We start from the raw sequence: 17,285 nt of genomic DNA on the forward strand, positions 1-17,285 counted from the left end.
TTGTATGCTGGACGCGGGCGATGTGCCTCGCTAAAAGCGCCGCTGAAAGGCTGCGGGTAACCGTGGCCTGTCACGCATTGGCCGGCGTGCCCGGCAAGAGACAATGGAGAAAAGCCCGTGTCCCACGTAGAAGAACACGACGCCACCCGTCGGGATTTCCTGTATTACGCCACCGGCGGTGCTGGTGCGATTGCAACCGGTGCAGCCGTCTGGCCCCTCGTCAACCAGATGAACCCCTCCGCGGACGTGCAGGCTCTGTCCTCGATCCGTGTGGATGTTTCCGGTGTTGAAGTTGGGACACAGCTGACTGTGAAATGGCTCGGCAAGCCCGTGTTCATTCGCCGTCGCACGCAAGACGAAATTGACGCAGCGCGCGCAACGCCTCTCGCCGAACTGGCCGACCAAGGCGCCGAGAACGCAAACATTGCCGCCGGTGCGGACGCATCCGATGAAAACCGCACACTCGACGAAGCCGGTGAATGGCTGGTCATGATGGGCGTCTGTACCCACCTCGGCTGTGTGCCTTTGGGTGATGGCGCAGGTGACTTTGGTGGTTGGTTCTGCCCATGTCACGGGTCGCACTACGACACCGCCGGTCGAATTCGCAAAGGCCCTGCGCCGCGCAACCTTCCGGTTCCGGTAGCCGCCTTTGAAGGCGACACAGAAATCGTGCTGGGATAAGGAGAAACACATGTCTGGTATTCCTCACGACCATTATGAACCCAAAGGCGCCTTTACCAAAGGTGTGGAGAATCGTCTCCCGATCATCGGCCTGATCTACGGCACGCTGATGATCCCGACGCCGAAAAACCTTAACTGGATGTGGATCTGGGGCATTGTATTGGCATTCTGCCTCGCGATGCAGATCGTCACCGGCATTATTCTGGTGATGCACTATACGCCGCATGCCGACATGGCCTTTGCCTCTGTCGAGCACATCATGCGCGACGTGAACGGTGGGCACATGCTGCGCTACCTGCACGCCAACGGCGCATCACTGTTCTTTATCGCCGTGTATCTGCACATTTTCCGCGGTCTCTACTATGGCTCCTACAAAGCGCCGCGCGAAATCACATGGATCGTCGGCATGCTCATCTATCTCCTGATGATGGCGACCGGTTTCCTTGGCTATGTTTTGCCTTGGGGTCAGATGTCCTTCTGGGGCGCGACCGTGATCACCGGTCTGTTCGGGGCAATCCCGCTCATCGGTGAACCGATCCAGACGTGGCTCCTCGGTGGACCAGCAGTTGATAACGCGACGCTGAACCGCTTCTTCTCGCTGCACTATCTGTTGCCGTTCGTCATTGCCGGTCTCGTGATCGTCCACATCTGGGCCTTCCACACCACCGGCAACAACAACCCGACAGGTGTTGAAGTGCGCCGCGGCTCCAAAGAGGAAGCCAAAAAAGACACGCTGCCATTCTGGCCATACTTCGTGATCAAGGACCTCTTTGCCCTCGGCGTCGTCCTGATCGCGTTCTTTGCCGTCGTCGGATTTATGCCGAACTACCTCGGCCACCCCGATAACTACATCGAAGCGAACCCGCTCGCGACACCTGCGCACATCGTCCCCGAATGGTACTACCTGCCGTTCTACGCGATCCTGCGGGCCTTCACGGCGGACGTTTGGGTCGTGCAAATCGCCTCCTTCGTCACCGGCGGCATCATCGACGCAAAGTTCTTTGGTGTGTTGGCAATGTTCGGCGCGATCGCGGTCATGGCACTGGTGCCATGGCTCGACACCTCCTCCGTTCGCTCGGGCCGCTATCGTCCGACGTTCAAATGGTGGTTCTGGCTCCTCGCGATCGACTTCGTCGTCCTGATGTGGGCTGGCGCGATGCCGGCGGAACCGCCCTATTCGACCATCTCGCTCATCGGCGCGACCTATTGGTTCGCCTACTTCCTCGTGATCCTGCCGCTACTTGGCGTGCTGGAGAAACCGACGACCCCGCCGGCATCGATCGAAGAAGACTTCAACCATCACTACCCCGACGCGCCCAAGGCGCCGGCCGAGTGAGAAAGGAACCAGGGAAAATGATCAAGAAACTCACCCTCTCCGCACTCGCCGCGCTCACCCTGAGCGTATCGTCAGCTTTCGCAGCCGGCGACGCGGGCCACACCCACGACGTCGATTTCTCGTTCGAAGGTCCGTTTGGCACCTACGACCAGATGCAGCTTCAGCGTGGCCTCAAGGTCTACACCGAAGTCTGTTCGAGCTGTCATGGTCTGAAATTCGTGCCCATTCGCACACTCGCGGATGAAGGCGGTCCAGCGCTCCCCGAAGATCAGGTTCGCGCTTTTGCGGCTGAATTTCCGGTGAATGACGAAGCCGCCAACATGGGTCTTTATGATTTCGACGAAGGTGCTGCACGCGCGCTCACGGCGAATGACAACTTCCCCGCGAACGAATCGCAGGCGGCCCCTGACCTGTCGCTGATGGCGAAATCGCGGGCAGGCTTCCATGGTCCCTACGGCACAGGCATCAACCAGTTCCTGAAAGGCATTGGTGGACCTGAATACATCGTCTCGCTTCTCACCGGCTACACCGGCGAAGAGAAAGTCGAAGCTGGCACGACCTTCTACGAAAACACTGCCTTCCCGGGCGGTTGGATCGCGATGGCGCCGCCGCTCTATGGTGAGGACGTCGAATTCGACGACGGCCACTCCAATGAACTGCACCATGAAGCCGAAGATATCGCGGCCTTCCTGATGTGGTCGGCAGAGCCAAAAATGGCGGACCGCAAAAAGGCCGGCTTCCTTGCCGTGTCTTTCCTCGTGGTTCTGACGTCGCTTCTCTACCTGACAAACAAAAAACTGTGGGCGCCGCATAAGGGCAAAGAGTTCGATCTCTGATCCTAGGCTGATCACACAGTAACGATCAAAGCGCTCCCTCGGGGGCGCTTTTTTCATGCTCTATCGCGGTAGACCCGCATAGCGCACAAAACCTTCCGGCGGATCGGCGAGAAACGCGTCCAAAGCGCGCGGCGCGTGACAAACACCATCCTCGACCCAGATTACGCCATCTGCGAACCCTGCCACGTCTTCCAAATTATGGCTCACCATCAACATGGTTGCCCCGAGCCGTGCACCAACCTCGCGGGACAGTGCGATCATTTCGGTTCGCATTGCAGGCCCCAGGGCTCCAAACGGCTCATCCAGAAGCACCACAGGTGCGGCCTGCACCAGAATACGGGCCAATGCTACGCGCGCGCGCTGCCCACCCGACAGCGACGCAGGTTTGCGGTCACTCAACCCGTCCAGCCCCACGGCAATGAGCGCCTCTGCCACGCGATCCTTGTCAGATCGCGTCAGCCGCAGATCGGGCCGAATACCGAGGCCCACATTGCGTGCGATATCCATGTGGGGAAACAGGTTGTTGTCCTGAAACAGAAACGAAATCGGCCGCGCGCCGGGGGCAAGGTGATCAAGCAGCTGGTCGCGCCATACAACCGACCCCTGATAGGGTTCGACGAACCCTCCAGCAATGGCCAGCAGCGTGCTCTTCCCCGCGCCAGACGGGCCCACAACAGCCAGTTTTGCGCCGGATTCGACACTAAAATCAGCCGCGAGGCGAAATGAGCCGAGTTGGACTTTGATATCGCGGAACTCAAGCATTTGAACGCCCCCAGCGGTCGAAGATATAAAAAATCACCAAAGCGAGCGCCAAAAGCAATAACGCCGCGCCGGAGGCTTGTTCCATCCGATATGACCCCATCAGGCGGTAAATCTGCAAAGGCAATGTCGCCCCGTCCGGCGGAGCAAATAGGGTAATCACCCCGAGATCACCCATGGAAAGCGCCGCAGATAACCCCGCAGAAAACCCCAACGGGCCCCGAATGCGGGGAAGAACAAAGAACCTCAGACGCGCCCATCCATGCATGTTCAACCCGTCCGCCAACCGACCAAAATCTGCCTCAGCGGTGCGGATAGCAGGTACAAGCGCACGCAGACAGAACGGCAGCGCCATGATCGCGTTGACCAAAGCGGTGACTGGCAATGCAACATTGGAAATGTTCACGACGGGAAACAGGATCAAAAAGAGTCCCGTCCCGATTACGAGGGGCGAGGCGGCTATCGAAAGAGTGCCGATACCCTCAAAAGCGCGGTGACGTTGCGCGGCGAGCGCCAATGTGACGGCCAACACGATCGCAATCGTTGCAGATCCGAAGGCGGTGAGGACGGAGCGTCCCGCTGCCAGCCATACTGACGCCGGTAGGCTCGGCACTGCGCCCATCCCTTTGGCAAAGAGCGCGGTCAGCGGCGCGATAAGAAAGAGCGCGGCAAGAACAATCCAGAACCCGTCGAGAGCCCGTGCTCCCGCGCCAGCGGCATCAAAGCGACGCACGATGCGATCTTGGCGGTCCTGCCCAACGGGCGGCAGCGTAATGCGCAAAGACACGATCACCGCCGTCCCGCAAATCAGGAACTGAACCACCGATAGGAGAGCCGCGCGACCAAGGTCGAAGTCGTAGCGAAACGCCTCGTAAATCGCGAGCTCCACAGTCGTTGCATTTGGCCCGCCTCCGAAGGTCAGAGCGACGGCAAAACTGGTCGTGCAAATCAGAAAGATGACTGCAAAGGCACCTGGCACCACAGCGCGCAGCATTGGCCATTCGATATGGCGAAACACATCCCGGGATCGAAACCGCAACGACGCTGCCAGTCGGAAATTTTCAGCCGGAACATTCGCCCAGCCTTGTAGCAAAAGTCGCGTTGCCAAGGGCAGGTTGAAAAACACATGTGCGAGGATCACGCCATGGAAGCCGTAGATGGAAAGAGGCTCGAACCCAGCCCAAATCAGCATCCCCGACACCCATCCATTGCGCCCGAAAACGGCAGTCAGACCCAAAATGGCAACGATCACCGGTAGGATAAATGGCGCGCCGAGCAAGGTGACCAAAACACCGCGTCCGAAAAACCGCCGGCGCGCCAAAGCCCGCGCGACGGGAATCGCGAATAACACCGACAGAAAGCCGGAAAGCGCGGCCTGAACCAGCGTGAAATGGATTGCACGCCAATCATACCGCGTGAGGGCCGAGACACCGTCCGCGCGCATCGCAACGGCGGCGAGTGTGCCGAGGCACACCGCCAGAACGAGGGCGGCTGCAGCCACCCCCGTCGCGTTGTTTATTGGGAAAATCCGGCGCGCCATGCGTCAATCGCCGCATCACGCAGGTCATCTGCCTGTGTGTCGTTCAGGAAGATCGATTTTTGTGGATAGTTGAGGGCGGAGAAGGCCTCGGGCCATTCGCTCTGTGGCAGAGCCGCAGGATAGGACCAGTTGGCGGTCGGGATAATCCGCTGGAACGTGTCGGTCAGGATGAATGCCATAAACGCGTCAGCCAAATCGGGCTGATCCGTAGTTGTCAATTTGGCCGCGCTCTCAGCAAGGAAATAGTGGCCTTCCTCGAAGATCGCCGCAGATTTGGTCAGATCCTCTTCGGCGATGATGTGGTAGGCAGGCGAAGTTGTATAGGACAGGACCATGTCGACTTCACCATCGGTGAAAAGCCCGTACGACTCCGACCACCCCTTGGTCACCGTGGTGATTTTTGGCGCGAGCTTGGCCCATGCCGCCTCTGTGTCTTCCCCGAACACTTCCTGTGCCCAAAGCACCAAAGCAAGTCCCGACACAGACGCGCGCGGGTCCTGAATCGCAATGGACCAATCTTCCTCACTGTTCACCAATTCGGCAAAGCTGGCCGGCGGTGTCGTGATCTTGGTGTTGTCATAGATGAAGGCGGTATAGGACCAGTTGAAGGGCAGAAACACCTCGTCGGTCCAATCCACCGGCAGCGTCAATAGAGACAAATCCAGCCCATGTGGCGCAAATAGCCCTGTTTCGCGGGCCCGTGTTGTTATGTCCGAAGAAAAGCCGATCGCCACGTCGGCGTCGGTCTTTGTGCCTTCCAACTGCAATCGCTGCATCAGGTCACCGGTGACATAGGTCATTTCGCAATCGCAGGACGCTTCGAAAGCTTCCTTGATCGCGGGCCCCGGACCCCATTCAGAGGCAAAGTAATCGGGGGCATAGACCATCAGCGGCTCGGCGCTAACGCTACCTGCCACCAACAGACTGGCAAAAGTGATCGTAAATTTCATGGCTCGCTCCATATAGAATGGGCGAAGTAAAGGTGTGCAAACATGTTGCCGATACCTTCCCTCCGCCGGTTTTAGCCGGTTCAGGTTCAACGGGTCCGCATCACGCATCTCAGCCGCTTTCGCAGCTCCCCGAGGTATGGGTGAACTTAGCGTCCCGCGCGCGGAGTGCAAGCACGCCCTTTTCGAGCGCGCGCATAGCCGTTAAACGGGTGCGAACGTGACGGCGTCCTCAGGCGCGGTTCAGGAGAGCAGACATGAGCATGAATACTTTCGGGCACCTCTTTCGCTTCACCACCTGGGGTGAAAGCCACGGTCCAGCGCTCGGCGCGACGGTGGACGGCTGCCCTCCCGGAATCCCGCTGAGCGAGGAGATGATTCAGGTCTGGCTCAATAAACGCAAACCGGGCACATCGAAGTACACAACGCAGCGACGCGAGGCCGATCAGGTAGAAATCCAGTCTGGCGTCTTTGAGGGCATCACCACGGGCACGCCGATCCAACTCATGATCCGAAACACTGACCAGCGGTCAAAAGACTATGGCGATATCGCCGAAAAATTCCGCCCCGGTCATGCCGATATCACCTACTGGCAGAAATACGGCATTCGCGACTATCGCGGTGGCGGACGATCGAGCGCACGCGAAACCGCAGCGCGGGTTGCCGCCGGGGGCGTTGCGCGGGCGGTTTTGGCCCATTTGGTGCCTGATCTGCAGATCAAAGGTTACATGACCCAGATCGGCCCGCACGGTATAGACGGCCAACATGACTGGTCCGAGATCGACAACAATCCGTTCTGGGTCCCGAATGCGGAAACCGCCGCTAAGTGGGCGACCTACCTCGACGGCATCCGCAAAAGCGGCTCCTCTGTAGGTGCGGTTGTCGAAATCGTTGCCAAAGGCGCCCCTGCAGGCCTGGGCGCGCCAATTTATGCCAAAATCGACACCGATCTGGCCGCCGCAATGATGTCCATAAATGCGGTTAAGGGCGTGGAAATTGGCGAAGGCATGAACGCGGCCACTCTGACCGGCGAAGAAAACGCAGACGAAATGCGGATGGGGCCAGAGGGTCCGATCTTTTCGTCCAATCACGCGGGCGGCGTGCTCGGCGGGATTTCAACGGGGCAGGACTTGGTCGTGCGTTTTGCCGTCAAACCGACATCTTCGATCCTAACCCCGCGCAAAACGGTCACTAAATCAGGCGAAGACGCAAACCTGATAACCAAAGGACGCCATGATCCCTGCGTTGGCATCCGCGCAGTGCCTGTTGGCGAGGCGATGATGGCCTGTGTTGTTCTCGATCACATCCTTTTGCACCGTGGTCAGGTGGGCGAAGGGCTGCGCGGCAAAATCGGCTAGGCTTTCGATAGCTGAACGGCAAGGATTCCCGCCATAATCGTGGCCACACCGACGACATCCCAGACACCGATTTTTTCGCCCAGCAGAACGGCGGCGATTGCGACTCCAAAGAACGGGTTAAGGAAATGGAAAGCGGCGGCTTTGACTGTGCCGATCCGCTCGACAAGCTTGAACCAGATCCATGTCGCCATGAGGCCGGGAACGAAAGTGGTGTATAGCATCGCCACAGCCAACTCCGTGGTCATGTTGACGACATAGGTATCAACGAACGGCGAGGCGATCGTCAGGGCAGCGGCGCCGATCAAGCTTTGCAAGCCGACGACCATCAGTACATTTTTGCCCGCACCCAACGAGCGAACCGTGAGCGTCGCCACGGCCAAAGCAACAGTCCCGACGACGCACATGAGAAGACCCCATCCATCCGATCCCGCCGACAGGCGTGTGCCCATGATGACAAGGACGCCGACAAATCCGATGACCAATCCGCCAATGGCCAGCGGTCGCAGGCTTTCACGCAGGATTAGGATCGAAATCGCCCCGACAACCAGCGGCATGGACGAAGCGAGCACGGAGGCCAAAGATGCCTCGACGGTTCGCATGGCGAGAAAATAGAGACCGAGATAGGCGGCGTTCTGACACAATCCGAAAATCACGATCCCACGCCATTGCGCACGCGTGAACTGCCACGATTGACCGAATGCCCGTGCGATCAAAATGCCGACGATTCCGGACATAAGGAAGCGTAGAGACAGGGCGGCTAATGCTGGGGCATCTGCAACGATGATGCGTGCGGAAGTGAACGCCGAAGACCACATAATGACAAAGGCGAGCCCCATGCCGATCGCTCTCACGTCCATTGTGTATCCTTAAATCATGCGCCCAAAAGAAAAGGGCCGCGCCCAGCGCGACCCTCCCAAATCAAAGGCAATGTAGCCTTAGCCGTTCACGCTGTCTTTGAGCGCTTTTGCAATGGTCATTTTCACAACCTTGTCGGCTTCTTTTTTCATCTGCTCGCCGGTCTGCGGGTTGCGGACCATACGCTCAGGGCGTTCGCGGCAGTAAATTTTGCCCACACCGGGGAGGGTAACGGCACCACCGGCTGCAACTTCGCGGGTGATGATGCTAACAACGGCGTCCAGAGCGGAGCCTGCAGCTTTTTTATCGGAACCCATTTCTTCCGCGAGTGCGGCAACGAGCTGGGTCTTTGTCATCGGTTTCGACATGTCTGTATCTCCTCGAACCTCCCCCTCTATTGGGGGTTATTGCGTATTTTTACGCGAATATAGTGGTGCGACACAACGATTAGTGTAGCGAATACGCGCATTTTCATGATTTTGAGCGACTTTTGGCCCTCAAAGAAAGGCAGTTTCCTCGAACGAGCGAAGTTTCCGGCTATGAATCCGCTCAATCGGCAGTTCGCGCAGGTTCTCCATGGCGCGGATTCCGATCAGCAAATGTCGTGCCACCTGCGATTTGTAGAAATCCGAAGCCATGCCCGGAAGCTTCAATTCGCCATGAAGTGGTTTATCGGAAACGCACAGCAGAGTTCCATAGGGCACTCGAAACCGGAACCCGTTCGCAGCAATCGTGGCGCTTTCCATATCGAGCGCGATGGCACGCGATTGCGAAAGGCGTTGAACCGGGCCGGATTGGTCCCGCAATTCCCAGTTCCTGTTGTCGATGGTCGCGACTGTACCGGTTCGCATGATCCGCTTTAGCTCGTAACCCTCCAACTGCGTGACCTCTTCGACCGCATCCTCCAGGGACGTCTGGATTTCGGCCAGAGCAGGGATCGGCACCCAGACGGGCAGGTCATCGTCGAGCACGTGGTCTTCACGCAGATACGCATGCGCGAGAACAAAATCGCCCAAACGCTGAGAGTTCCGCAGCCCCGCACAGTGCCCAACCATCAACCAGGCGTGTGGGCGCAACACCGCGATATGGTCGGTTGCCGTTTTCGCATTCGACGGACCAACACCGATGTTCACCAATGTGACCCCGCTACCATCAGCACGCTTGAGGTGGTAGGTCGGCATCTGCGGCGTCTTGGTCGTGGGCGCAATTTCGGCCTCCGGATCCGTGATTTCCACGTTTCCGGTACTCACAAAACTCGTATAGCCGCTTTTCGGATCACTAAGCTGTTGACGCGCATAGGCTTCGAATTCCGAGACATAGAATTGGTAGTTGGTGAAAAGGACGTGGTTCTGAAAATGACTCGGATCGGTTGCCGTGTAATGTGACAACCGCGCCAGAGAGTAATCCACCCGTTGCGCTGTAAAGGGCGCAAGCGGGGATGATCCATCATCATGCACATAGCCTAGCCCATTGACGATATCGTCATGCGTCGTTGTCAGATCAGGCACGTCGAAATAGTCGCGCAACGGGTAATCCATCGCACCCTCTTGGGGCACCGTGATTGTCTCGTCGTTCGCAACTGCGAAATGCACCGGCATCGGCGTCGTCGAAGGGCCAACTTCGACACGAACCCTGTGGTTTTTGATGACCTGCTCTAGCTGCTGTACGAGGTAATTATGAAACAGGTCGGGTCGCGTAATGGTCGTCGAATAGACACCCGGTTTCGCTACGTGACCGAACGACAGGCGACTATCCATAGTTGCAAAGGATGTCGTGCGCACACGAATCTCGGGGTAAAACGCCCTATAACGGGCATCAGGCTTTTGGCCCGTTGCCGCATTGGAGAAATGCAGGGTCAGAAATGCCGTCGCCTCATCATACAATGTTTCAAGATACGCCACGGCCTCTTTGGAATCCGAAAACAACTTCGGTTCAAAGGCGTGCGGGGTCTCGATCCTCAGGCTTTTTGATGTCGTCGTCACGATCATTCCTCTCGTCGCAGCACTGCTGGTCCGTGAAAATCGGCCCTAGGCAGGGTCCGCTAATTGTCACTATGAAAGGCGCAGGCGCAAGGCCACGCGCCGCGACGTAAGAGGATTTCATCAATATGTCACCTCCCCACCTGCTCTCGCTCGGGCATGGATACTCCGCACAGGCGCTCTCGCGTCATCTGATTCCGGCCGGTTGGAAGGTGACGGGGACCACGCGCCGCGATGACAAAGCGGCGCGCCTTATGGACGAAGGTGTTTCGCCGATTCTTTTGCCACGCGACGCGTTGGGCAATTTTGATCCACCGGTGACACATCTTTTGATCTCTGCCGGTCCCGATGAGTACGGCGATCCGATGCTGCGTGATTTCAACGAAGAGATTGCCGGCCTTGCGCCCAATCTGGTTTGGATGGGGTATCTATCGACCACCGGTGTCTACGGGGATCATGGCGGCGGTTGGGTCGATGAAACCACCCCGTTGACGCCTGCAACACAACGCGGTTTGGCGCGCGTATCTGCAGAGAACGAGTGGCAGACATTCGCCTCCAAACATGACCTCCCACTGGCCATATTCCGGCTGGCCGGCATTTACGGACCGGGACGTGGTCCATTTGCCAAAGTTCGCAATGGAACCGCGCGACGGATCATCAAAGCCGGTCAGGTGTTTTCGCGCATTCACGTCGAGGACATTGCGAACACGTTACTGGCGTCAATAAATCGACCCCAATCCACCGGACTATTCAATGTATGTGACGATGACCCCGCGCCACCTCAGGACGTCATTTCCTATGCAGCAATGCTCCTTAACCTGCCTGAACCGGCCGCTGTTGATTTTGAAACGGCCGATATGACCCCGATGGCACGTAGCTTTTATGCGGAGAGCAAAAAAGTGAGCAACGCGCGCATTAAAACAGAGCTGGGCGTGCAGCTTCGCTATCCCGACTTCAAAACCGGGCTTCGCGCGCTGCTGGATCAGGAATGAACCAATCCGCGTGCGGCGCGTTGGGCATGTGAACGGTAGGGAAAAGCTAAATGGACGAACCAAGATCTCTGGGCGATATCCTGACCGCGCTTCGCAACGCCTGCCACAGCGACAGCGTGTCTATCGGGGATGTACTGGACGAAATCGGCCATCGCTCCTTTGCGCCCACATTGCTGGTTCCCGCCCTAATCCTCGTATCCCCTGTCTCAGGCATACCCGGCGCGCCCACACTGGGCTCGATCCTCATTGCCGTCATCGCAATCAACGCACTAGTCGGCGCCGACCACCTCTGGGTGCCGCAATTCATTCAAAGATGGCATATGCCGCAAAAAAGGCTCGCGCAGGCGGTCAAATGGCTCGAAAAACCCGCGGCCTGGGTCGATGCGCGCACGGAACAGCGTATTACAATGTTGGCCAAACGCCCTTTGCGCAGCATCGCATTTATCGTGACCCTTGCCGTGGCCTGCATCATGCCGTTTCTCGAAGTGCTACCGCTCGTCACATCCGTGGCGTGCTTTGGGATTTCCCTGCTTGCGCTCGGAATCATGGTGCGCGACGGATTTTTAATGCTGGCCGGTTATGCGATGATCTCGGCCTTCGCCGTCGCAATCGTCATGTTTGTCGGTCAGGTGAGCGGTTAAGCGCGCTTTGCTGCCAAGTCGGTGATACCCAAAACCTGCAGCACCTTCGCCTCGATATCTTCCGCGCTCAGGCCCGCAATATGGTACATCGCCTCTGGGCTCGCCTGGTCGATAAAGGTATCGGGCAGCACCATCGAGCGGAATTTCAGGCCTGTATCGAACCGACCGTCCTCGGCCAGAAACTGCGCCACGTGCGATCCAAAGCCGCCGATGGCACCTTCTTCGACAGTGATCAAAACCTCATGCTCTTCAGCGAGGTCGCGGATAAGCGCTTCGTCGAGGGGCTTTGCGAACCGGGCATCGGCCACTGTGGTCGAGATTCCGCGTGTTTGTAGTGCTTCGGCAGCCTTCAGGCTGGGTTCGAGACGGGTTCCAAAGGACAGCAGCGCAACGCGCGTGCCTTCGCGCAGGATGCGACCTTTGCCAATTTCAATCGGGACACCACGTTCAGGCAGTTCCACGCCTACACCGGACCCGCGCGGATACCGGAACGCCGACGGCCCCTCGTCATAGGCCGCTGCAGTGGCCACCATGTGGACCAACTCGGCCTCGTCGGCCGCCGCCATCACCACAAATCCTGGCAGGTTCGACAGAAACGCCGTGTCAAACGATCCCGCGTGTGTTGCCCCATCGGCGCCCACCAATCCGGCGCGATCGATAGCGAAGCGCACGGGAAGACGCTGGATCGCCACATCATGGACGATCTGGTCGTAGCCGCGCTGCAGGAACGTGGAATAGATCGCGCAAAACGGCTTCATCCCACCTGCGGCGAGACCGGCAGAAAAAGTGACCGCGTGCTGCTCTGCGATACCAACATCGAAACACCGGTTTGGAAACCGTTCGGCGAACAGGTTTAACCCGGTGCCGTCAGGCATCGCCGCCGTGACGGCGCAGATTTTGTCGTCCTGTCCAGCCTCGGCAACCAAGGATTTGGCAAAGACAGACGTATAGCTCGGCGCATTCGATACCGATTTCGTCTGTTTACCCGTAAGCACGTCAAATTTCGCGGTCGCATGACCTTTATCAATTGCTGCTTCGGCAGGGGCATAACCTTTGCCCTTGCGCGTGATGGCGTGGATGAGGACCGGTCCAGCCGCACGCGCTTTGACGGTGCGCAGGACCGAGAGCAAAGTATCCATATCGTGACCGTCCACAGGGCCAACATAGGAAAATCCGAGCTCTTCGAACAAAGTGCCGCCGACGGTCATGCCCTTGAGCATTTCCTTTGCCCGTCGTGCGCCTTCCTGAAAAGGATGCGGCAGCAGGGAGACGGCACCCTTGGCAGCGGCTTTGAGTTCCTGAAATGGTGCGCCGGCATAGAGGCGCGTCAAATAGGTCGACAAAGCACCGGTTGGCTCAGCAATCGACATTTCATTGTCATTGAGGATGACGATAAGGCGTTTGCCCAAATGGCCTGCGTTGTTCATGGCCTCGAACGCCATGCCGGCGGACATCGATCCGTCACCGATCACTGCGATGGCATCACCGATGCCACTTTCGGGCTGCCCGCCCATTTCGCGCGCCATGGCAAAACCGAGCGCAGCCGAGATCGAGGTCGAACTATGCGCCGCGCCAAAGGGATCGTAGGGGCTTTCAGAACGCTTGGTGAAACCGGACAATCCGCCCTGTTGGCGCAATGTGCGAATGCGGTCGCGACGGCCGGTCAGGATTTTATGCGGATAGCACTGGTGGGACACATCCCAGATCAATTTGTCACGCGGCGTGTCAAACACCGCGTGCAATGCCACGGTTAGCTCCACCACACCCAGTCCCGCACCGAGATGCCCGCCGGTTTCGGAGACCGCTGAAATCGTCTCTGCGCGCACTTCATCGGCAAGTTTACGTAACTCGACGTCCGACAGCCCCTTCATATCGGCAGGGGCCGTGATCCGGTCGAGAAGGGGCGTGTTTGGGCGGTCCGACATGGTGCTCGCTTTTATCAGGTGTCTCGCGAAATAACGAAAGCAGCGAGGTCTCGCAAGGGACCCGCTGTCTCACCATAGGGCTCAAGCGCGTCTTTCGCCTCCTCTACGAGGCTGGCTGCGCGGGATTTCGCGCCTGCGAGGCCGAGCAGGGACACAAACGTCGCCTTACCCGCATCCGCATCTTTGCCGACGGCTTTTCCGATTTTGGAAACATCGCCCTCAACGTCGAGAATGTCGTCCTGAATCTGAAACGCGAGGCCAAGTGCCCGGGCAAAATTCCCCAGATGCGTCGTGTCCCTTCCTGCCATCACTGCACCGGCCTGCGCGGACCATTCAATCAGGGCGCCGGTCTTGTTACGCTGCAGCGCTGTAATTTCGGTCAAGGTCAGAGGACGCTCAGCGGTTTCTGCCGCGATGTCCTGGGCCTGCCCGAGGACCATGCCCTGCACACCAGAAGCCTGCGCTAGCGATCTCAACAAGGCGATGCGGGCCTGATCGGAAACATCAAACTCGGGCCGAGTCAGCAGGTCAAAAGACAGGGTTTGGAGCGCATCACCGACCAGAATAGCGGTCGCTTCGTCCCACTTTCGGTGGACCGTTGGCTGTCCACGTCGCAGATCGTCGTCATCCATCGCAGGCAAATCGTCATGGACGAGACTATAGGCATGCATCGCCTCGATGGACGCCGCTGCCCACACAGAGGTCGCATCCGCAATGCCATGCAAAGCTGCACTCTCCATGACCAAATAGGCCCGCAATCGCTTGCCGCCCTGCGTCGCGTACCGCATTCCATCCGCGACTGAATTCGACCCGAATTCATCCAAAACTGTGTCGAGGCAGGCAGAAACGGCCTGTTTGCAGCGCGAAAGCTCTTGGTCCATCAGATGCCGTCGACCTTTTCGGTCTTTGTTGCCGCGCCGTCGGGTCCGGTGGTGATCTTTTCCACTTTCTCCTCGGCTTCCTTCAGCTTGGCTTCGCAATGCGATTTGAGGGCCGCGCCACGTTGATAGAGCGCAATGCTTTCATCCAGCGGCACCTCGCCACGATCAAGCTTGCCCACCACCGCGTCAAGCTCGGCCATCGCCTCTTCGAAACTCATTTCGGACACGGATTTTTCTGTCATGTGATCGCTCCCTATCGCTTTGGGGCTCACTATACGCTCCGCCCTGCCCTTGGCCAGAGTGGATCATCAGGTTCATTCAGGTGTCAGCATATACCCTGCGCCGCGCACGGTTTGAAGGTAGCGTGGCTGGCGCGGATCATTCTCCAATTTCCGGCGCAGGCGGGTGATCTGAACATCAACCGCACGCTCCTGCGCCTGCCCCCCATCGCGACCCAATCGCTCCACCAGATCGGTTCGCGTGACCGGCTCCCCCGGCGTCGCGGAGAAAATCCGCATGAGCTGTGATTCAGTCGCCGTGAGGCGGATCACCTGATCCCCGTCCCAAAGCTCGCCACGCTCTGCATCGTAGCGAAATCGACCCAAATGCAGGTATTTTGGCAGGGCTGGCGTTTCAACCACCGCAGGCATACGCCGCAAAACCGCGTTGATCCGCAAAAGGAGCTCTTTGGGCTCGAACGGTTTGGCGAGGTAATCATCCGCTCCGGCTTCGAGGCCCTTAATTCGATCCGCTGTCTCGCTTTTGGCAGTGAGCAAAAGGATCGGCGTGGAAATGGTGTCCCGCAGAGCGCGCGTCAATGAAATCCCGTCTTCGCCCGGCATCATGACATCAAGAACGATCAGATCAAATTCTAGTCCGACCAGCAAACGACGCGCATGTGCAGCGTCGCGTGCTGCTGTGACGCAAAAACCGTTCCGGATCAGAAACTTTTGAAGCAGAGTCCGAATGCGTTCATCATCATCAACGATCAATAGATGAATATCGCCACTCAAACGTCTTCCTCCTTCAAGGCATTAAAATGCACGCGCTGCTCAGGGTCCATCATCGCCTCGAGTACCTGACGGAACCCGGTCACCGCTTCGTGCCCGGCCTCGCGGAACGCCGCCCTCATTCGGGCACGCTGTGCCTCTGACAACTCAGCTTCCAGCGTCTTGCCGGTTGATGTCAAATGCAAATGACGTTCGCGCTTGTCCATCTTACCCACGCGGCTATCGACCAGACCATCCGCAATCAATGCCCGCAACACCCGGTTTAGAGACTGTTTTGTGACGCCAAGCACGTTCAAAAGGTTGTTCACGGTCGTACCGGGAGAGCGATTTATAAAGTGGATCGCGCGGTGATGCGCGCGCCCGTAACCGTGTTGCTCAAGAATACGGTCGGGATCAGCCGTGAAGCCACGATAGGCAAAGAACATGGCCTCAATGCCTTTGCGCAGCTGTTCGTCGGTCAGAAATAGGAGCGACTCGCTACCACCTGCGCTGCCGGATTTACCGTCTACCATGATACTCATGCCTCATTGGTCGAATTCTCGACACTTTAAGTCAGCCTTATTGACATTCCAAGGTTGAATTGATAGCGAACGCGGGATTTAGCGCAATAATCCATGCATTATTTGCCGGATTCGAGCAACTTTCTAACCAGCTGGAGTAGCCAAATGGCCGGTTCATACGACGATCGCGACGGAAAAATCTGGATGGACGGCTCGCTCGTCGATTGGCGGGAGGCGAATGTTCACATCCTGACGCATGCAATGCACTACGCTTCCTCGGTGTTCGAGGGTGAACGCTGCTACAACGGCAAGATCTTCAAGTCCGCCGAACATTCCGCCCGTCTGCTGAAATCGGGCGAACTTCTCGACATGCCGATCCCCTACTCGGTCGAAGAGATTGAAAAGGCGAAGTACGATGTGCTCGCGGCCAATGGATGGACCGACGCCTATGTCCGCGTAATCGCATGGCGCGGCGCGGGCGAAGATATGGGTGTCGCCTCCAATCGCAATCCGGTTCGAATGGCCGTCGCGGCGTGGGAATGGGGCGCCTATTACGGCGACGCGAAAATGAAGGGTGCAAAGCTCGACATCGCGAAATGGAAACGCCCGTCGCCCGAAACCATCCCGACCGCGGCCAAAGCGGCAGGTCTCTACATGATCTGCACGATGTCCAAACACGCCGCCGAATTGAAAGGCTGCTCTGACGCGCTCTTCATGGACTACCGCGGCTACGTGGCTGAGGCGACCGGCGCGAACATCTTTTTCGTGAAGGACGGCGAAGTGCACACGCCCGATCCAGATGCGATCCTTAACGGCATCACCCGCCAAACCGTCATCTCGATGCTCGAAGAGCGCGGAATCAAGGTTCACGTACGCCGCATCATGCCAGAGGAACTCGAAGGGTTCGAGCAATGCTGGCTGACCGGAACCGCCGCAGAAGTGACCCCGGTGGGCCAGATTGGTGACTATTCTTTCGAAGTTGGCAAGCTGACCCGCGATATCGCCGAAGCCTACGAAAAGCTGGTGCGCGCATAAGTTAACGGTC

18 protein-coding genes and 1 riboswitch are annotated in these 17,285 nt (G+C 58.0%); of the genes, 7 read left to right on the forward strand and 11 right to left on the reverse strand.

Annotated features, from left to right (window positions below; translation table 11 throughout):
* Nucleotides 1–117: 117 nt before the first annotated feature.
* From petA to ABD815_RS02910, 3 genes are read left to right on the forward strand one after another with little or no spacing between them, the layout of a single operon-like run.
* Complete coding sequence (gene petA, locus ABD815_RS02900; protein ID WP_344843214.1) at nt 118–681, forward strand: ubiquinol-cytochrome c reductase iron-sulfur subunit; 564 nt, start codon at nt 118–120, stop codon at nt 679–681.
* A 10-nt stretch (nt 682–691) separates the two neighbouring features.
* Complete coding sequence (gene petB, locus ABD815_RS02905) at nt 692–2,017, forward strand: cytochrome b (RefSeq protein WP_344843217.1); 1,326 nt, start codon at nt 692–694, stop codon at nt 2,015–2,017.
* 17 nt (nt 2,018–2,034) lie between these two features.
* Nucleotides 2,035–2,853 (forward strand): cytochrome c1, encoded by an 819-nt coding sequence (locus ABD815_RS02910; RefSeq protein WP_344843219.1) that lies wholly within the window; start codon nt 2,035–2,037, stop codon nt 2,851–2,853.
* A gap of 60 nt (nt 2,854–2,913) precedes the next feature.
* Here the strand turns inward: ABD815_RS02910 and ABD815_RS02915 are convergent, their stop codons facing one another.
* The 3 genes from ABD815_RS02915 to ABD815_RS02925 are packed head-to-tail and all read right to left on the reverse strand — an operon-like array spanning nt 2,914 to nt 6,102.
* A complete protein-coding gene (locus ABD815_RS02915; protein ID WP_344843221.1) occupies nt 2,914–3,615 on the reverse strand; it encodes a thiamine ABC transporter ATP-binding protein in 702 nt (233 codons plus the stop codon).
* On the reverse strand, nt 3,608–5,152 hold the full coding sequence (locus ABD815_RS02920) for a thiamine/thiamine pyrophosphate ABC transporter permease ThiP (protein ID WP_344843223.1): 1,545 nt from the start codon (nt 5,150–5,152) through the stop codon (nt 3,608–3,610). Before ABD815_RS02920 ends, ABD815_RS02915 begins: the two co-directional genes overlap by 8 nt.
* On the reverse strand, nt 5,128–6,102 hold the full coding sequence (locus ABD815_RS02925) for a thiamine ABC transporter substrate-binding protein (protein WP_344843226.1): 975 nt from the start codon (nt 6,100–6,102) through the stop codon (nt 5,128–5,130). Before ABD815_RS02925 ends, ABD815_RS02920 begins: the two co-directional genes overlap by 25 nt.
* Nucleotides 6,103–6,142: 40 nt before the next feature.
* Nucleotides 6,143–6,244, reverse strand: a riboswitch (TPP riboswitch).
* A gap of 112 nt (nt 6,245–6,356) precedes the next feature.
* Between ABD815_RS02925 and aroC the strand changes: the two genes are divergently transcribed.
* Complete coding sequence (aroC, locus tag ABD815_RS02930; protein WP_344843229.1) at nt 6,357–7,457, forward strand: chorismate synthase; 1,101 nt, start codon at nt 6,357–6,359, stop codon at nt 7,455–7,457.
* Here the strand turns inward: aroC and ABD815_RS02935 are convergent.
* From ABD815_RS02935 to ABD815_RS02945, 3 genes are all read right to left on the reverse strand, one after another.
* Complete coding sequence (locus ABD815_RS02935; protein ID WP_344843232.1) at nt 7,454–8,314, reverse strand: DMT family transporter; 861 nt, start codon at nt 8,312–8,314, stop codon at nt 7,454–7,456. The genes aroC and ABD815_RS02935 overlap by 4 nt on opposite strands.
* A gap of 78 nt (nt 8,315–8,392) precedes the next feature.
* The gene (locus tag ABD815_RS02940; protein WP_344843235.1) at nt 8,393–8,680 is read right to left on the reverse strand and encodes an HU family DNA-binding protein; all 288 of its coding nucleotides are present in this window, start codon (nt 8,678–8,680) and stop codon (nt 8,393–8,395) included.
* A gap of 129 nt (nt 8,681–8,809) precedes the next feature.
* The gene (locus ABD815_RS02945) at nt 8,810–10,273 is read right to left on the reverse strand and encodes an AMP nucleosidase (RefSeq protein ID WP_425549841.1); all 1,464 of its coding nucleotides are present in this window, start codon (nt 10,271–10,273) and stop codon (nt 8,810–8,812) included.
* Nucleotides 10,274–10,419: 146 nt separating this feature from the next.
* On the opposite strand from ABD815_RS02945, the gene ABD815_RS02950 reads away from it, so the two are divergent.
* Together ABD815_RS02950 and ABD815_RS02955 are read left to right on the forward strand one after the other, a co-directional pair.
* A complete protein-coding gene (locus ABD815_RS02950) occupies nt 10,420–11,283 on the forward strand; it encodes an SDR family oxidoreductase (protein ID WP_344843239.1) in 864 nt (287 codons plus the stop codon).
* Between the two features lie 50 nt (nt 11,284–11,333).
* Nucleotides 11,334–11,924: an exopolysaccharide biosynthesis protein gene (locus tag ABD815_RS02955; protein ID WP_344843241.1), complete on the forward strand. Its 591-nt coding sequence runs from the start codon at nt 11,334–11,336 to the stop codon at nt 11,922–11,924.
* On the opposite strand, the gene dxs is transcribed toward ABD815_RS02955, so the two are convergent.
* From dxs to ABD815_RS02980, 5 genes are all read right to left on the reverse strand, one after another.
* On the reverse strand, nt 11,921–13,849 hold the full coding sequence (gene dxs, locus ABD815_RS02960; RefSeq protein ID WP_344843243.1) for a 1-deoxy-D-xylulose-5-phosphate synthase: 1,929 nt from the start codon (nt 13,847–13,849) through the stop codon (nt 11,921–11,923). The genes ABD815_RS02955 and dxs overlap by 4 nt on opposite strands.
* Nucleotides 13,850–13,863: 14 nt before the next feature.
* A complete protein-coding gene (locus tag ABD815_RS02965) occupies nt 13,864–14,730 on the reverse strand; it encodes a polyprenyl synthetase family protein (RefSeq protein WP_344843245.1) in 867 nt (288 codons plus the stop codon).
* Complete coding sequence (locus tag ABD815_RS02970; protein ID WP_344843247.1) at nt 14,730–14,972, reverse strand: exodeoxyribonuclease VII small subunit; 243 nt, start codon at nt 14,970–14,972, stop codon at nt 14,730–14,732. Before ABD815_RS02970 ends, ABD815_RS02965 begins: the two co-directional genes overlap by 1 nt.
* 72 nt (nt 14,973–15,044) lie before the next feature.
* Nucleotides 15,045–15,743, reverse strand: coding sequence for a response regulator (locus ABD815_RS02975; protein ID WP_344843250.1), 699 nt, complete (start codon nt 15,741–15,743; stop codon nt 15,045–15,047).
* Nucleotides 15,740–16,252: a MarR family winged helix-turn-helix transcriptional regulator gene (locus tag ABD815_RS02980; protein WP_344844242.1), complete on the reverse strand. Its 513-nt coding sequence runs from the start codon at nt 16,250–16,252 to the stop codon at nt 15,740–15,742. Before ABD815_RS02980 ends, ABD815_RS02975 begins: the two co-directional genes overlap by 4 nt.
* Before the next feature lie 153 nt (nt 16,253–16,405).
* Here ABD815_RS02980 and ABD815_RS02985 point away from each other — a divergent pair, with 153 nt between their 5' ends.
* On the forward strand, nt 16,406–17,275 hold the full coding sequence (locus ABD815_RS02985) for a branched-chain amino acid aminotransferase (protein WP_344843253.1): 870 nt from the start codon (nt 16,406–16,408) through the stop codon (nt 17,273–17,275).
* Nucleotides 17,276–17,285: the final 10 nt, after the last annotated feature.

This window comes from Celeribacter arenosi, from assembly GCF_039539485.1.
Lineage (GTDB): Bacteria > Pseudomonadota > Alphaproteobacteria > Rhodobacterales > Rhodobacteraceae > Celeribacter > Celeribacter arenosi.

Excerpts from the sequence above, each read along its gene's own strand:
- ABD815_RS02915 (WP_344843221.1), bottom strand. The coding sequence starts at position 3,615 with ATGCTTGAGTTCCGCGATATCAAAGTCCAACTCGGCTCATTTCGCCTC.
- ABD815_RS02980 (WP_344844242.1), bottom strand. The coding sequence starts at position 16,252 with ATGGTAGACGGTAAATCCGGCAGCGCAGGTGGTAGCGAGTCGCTCCTA.
- ABD815_RS02965 (WP_344843245.1), bottom strand. The coding sequence starts at position 14,730 with ATGGACCAAGAGCTTTCGCGCTGCAAACAGGCCGTTTCTGCCTGCCTC.
- ABD815_RS02950 (WP_344843239.1), top strand. The coding sequence starts at position 10,420 with ATGTCACCTCCCCACCTGCTCTCGCTCGGGCATGGATACTCCGCACAG.
- ABD815_RS02985 (WP_344843253.1), top strand. The coding sequence starts at position 16,406 with ATGGCCGGTTCATACGACGATCGCGACGGAAAAATCTGGATGGACGGC.
- ABD815_RS02910 (WP_344843219.1), top strand. The coding sequence starts at position 2,035 with ATGATCAAGAAACTCACCCTCTCCGCACTCGCCGCGCTCACCCTGAGC.
- ABD815_RS02940 (WP_344843235.1), bottom strand. The coding sequence starts at position 8,680 with ATGTCGAAACCGATGACAAAGACCCAGCTCGTTGCCGCACTCGCGGAA.
- ABD815_RS02955 (WP_344843241.1), top strand. The coding sequence starts at position 11,334 with ATGGACGAACCAAGATCTCTGGGCGATATCCTGACCGCGCTTCGCAAC.
- ABD815_RS02935 (WP_344843232.1), bottom strand. The coding sequence starts at position 8,314 with ATGGACGTGAGAGCGATCGGCATGGGGCTCGCCTTTGTCATTATGTGG.
- ABD815_RS02920 (WP_344843223.1), bottom strand. The coding sequence starts at position 5,152 with ATGGCGCGCCGGATTTTCCCAATAAACAACGCGACGGGGGTGGCTGCA.
- ABD815_RS02970 (WP_344843247.1), bottom strand. The coding sequence starts at position 14,972 with ATGACAGAAAAATCCGTGTCCGAAATGAGTTTCGAAGAGGCGATGGCC.
- aroC (WP_344843229.1), top strand. The coding sequence starts at position 6,357 with ATGAGCATGAATACTTTCGGGCACCTCTTTCGCTTCACCACCTGGGGT.
- dxs (WP_344843243.1), bottom strand. The coding sequence starts at position 13,849 with ATGTCGGACCGCCCAAACACGCCCCTTCTCGACCGGATCACGGCCCCT.
- ABD815_RS02925 (WP_344843226.1), bottom strand. The coding sequence starts at position 6,102 with ATGAAATTTACGATCACTTTTGCCAGTCTGTTGGTGGCAGGTAGCGTT.
- petB (WP_344843217.1), top strand. The coding sequence starts at position 692 with ATGTCTGGTATTCCTCACGACCATTATGAACCCAAAGGCGCCTTTACC.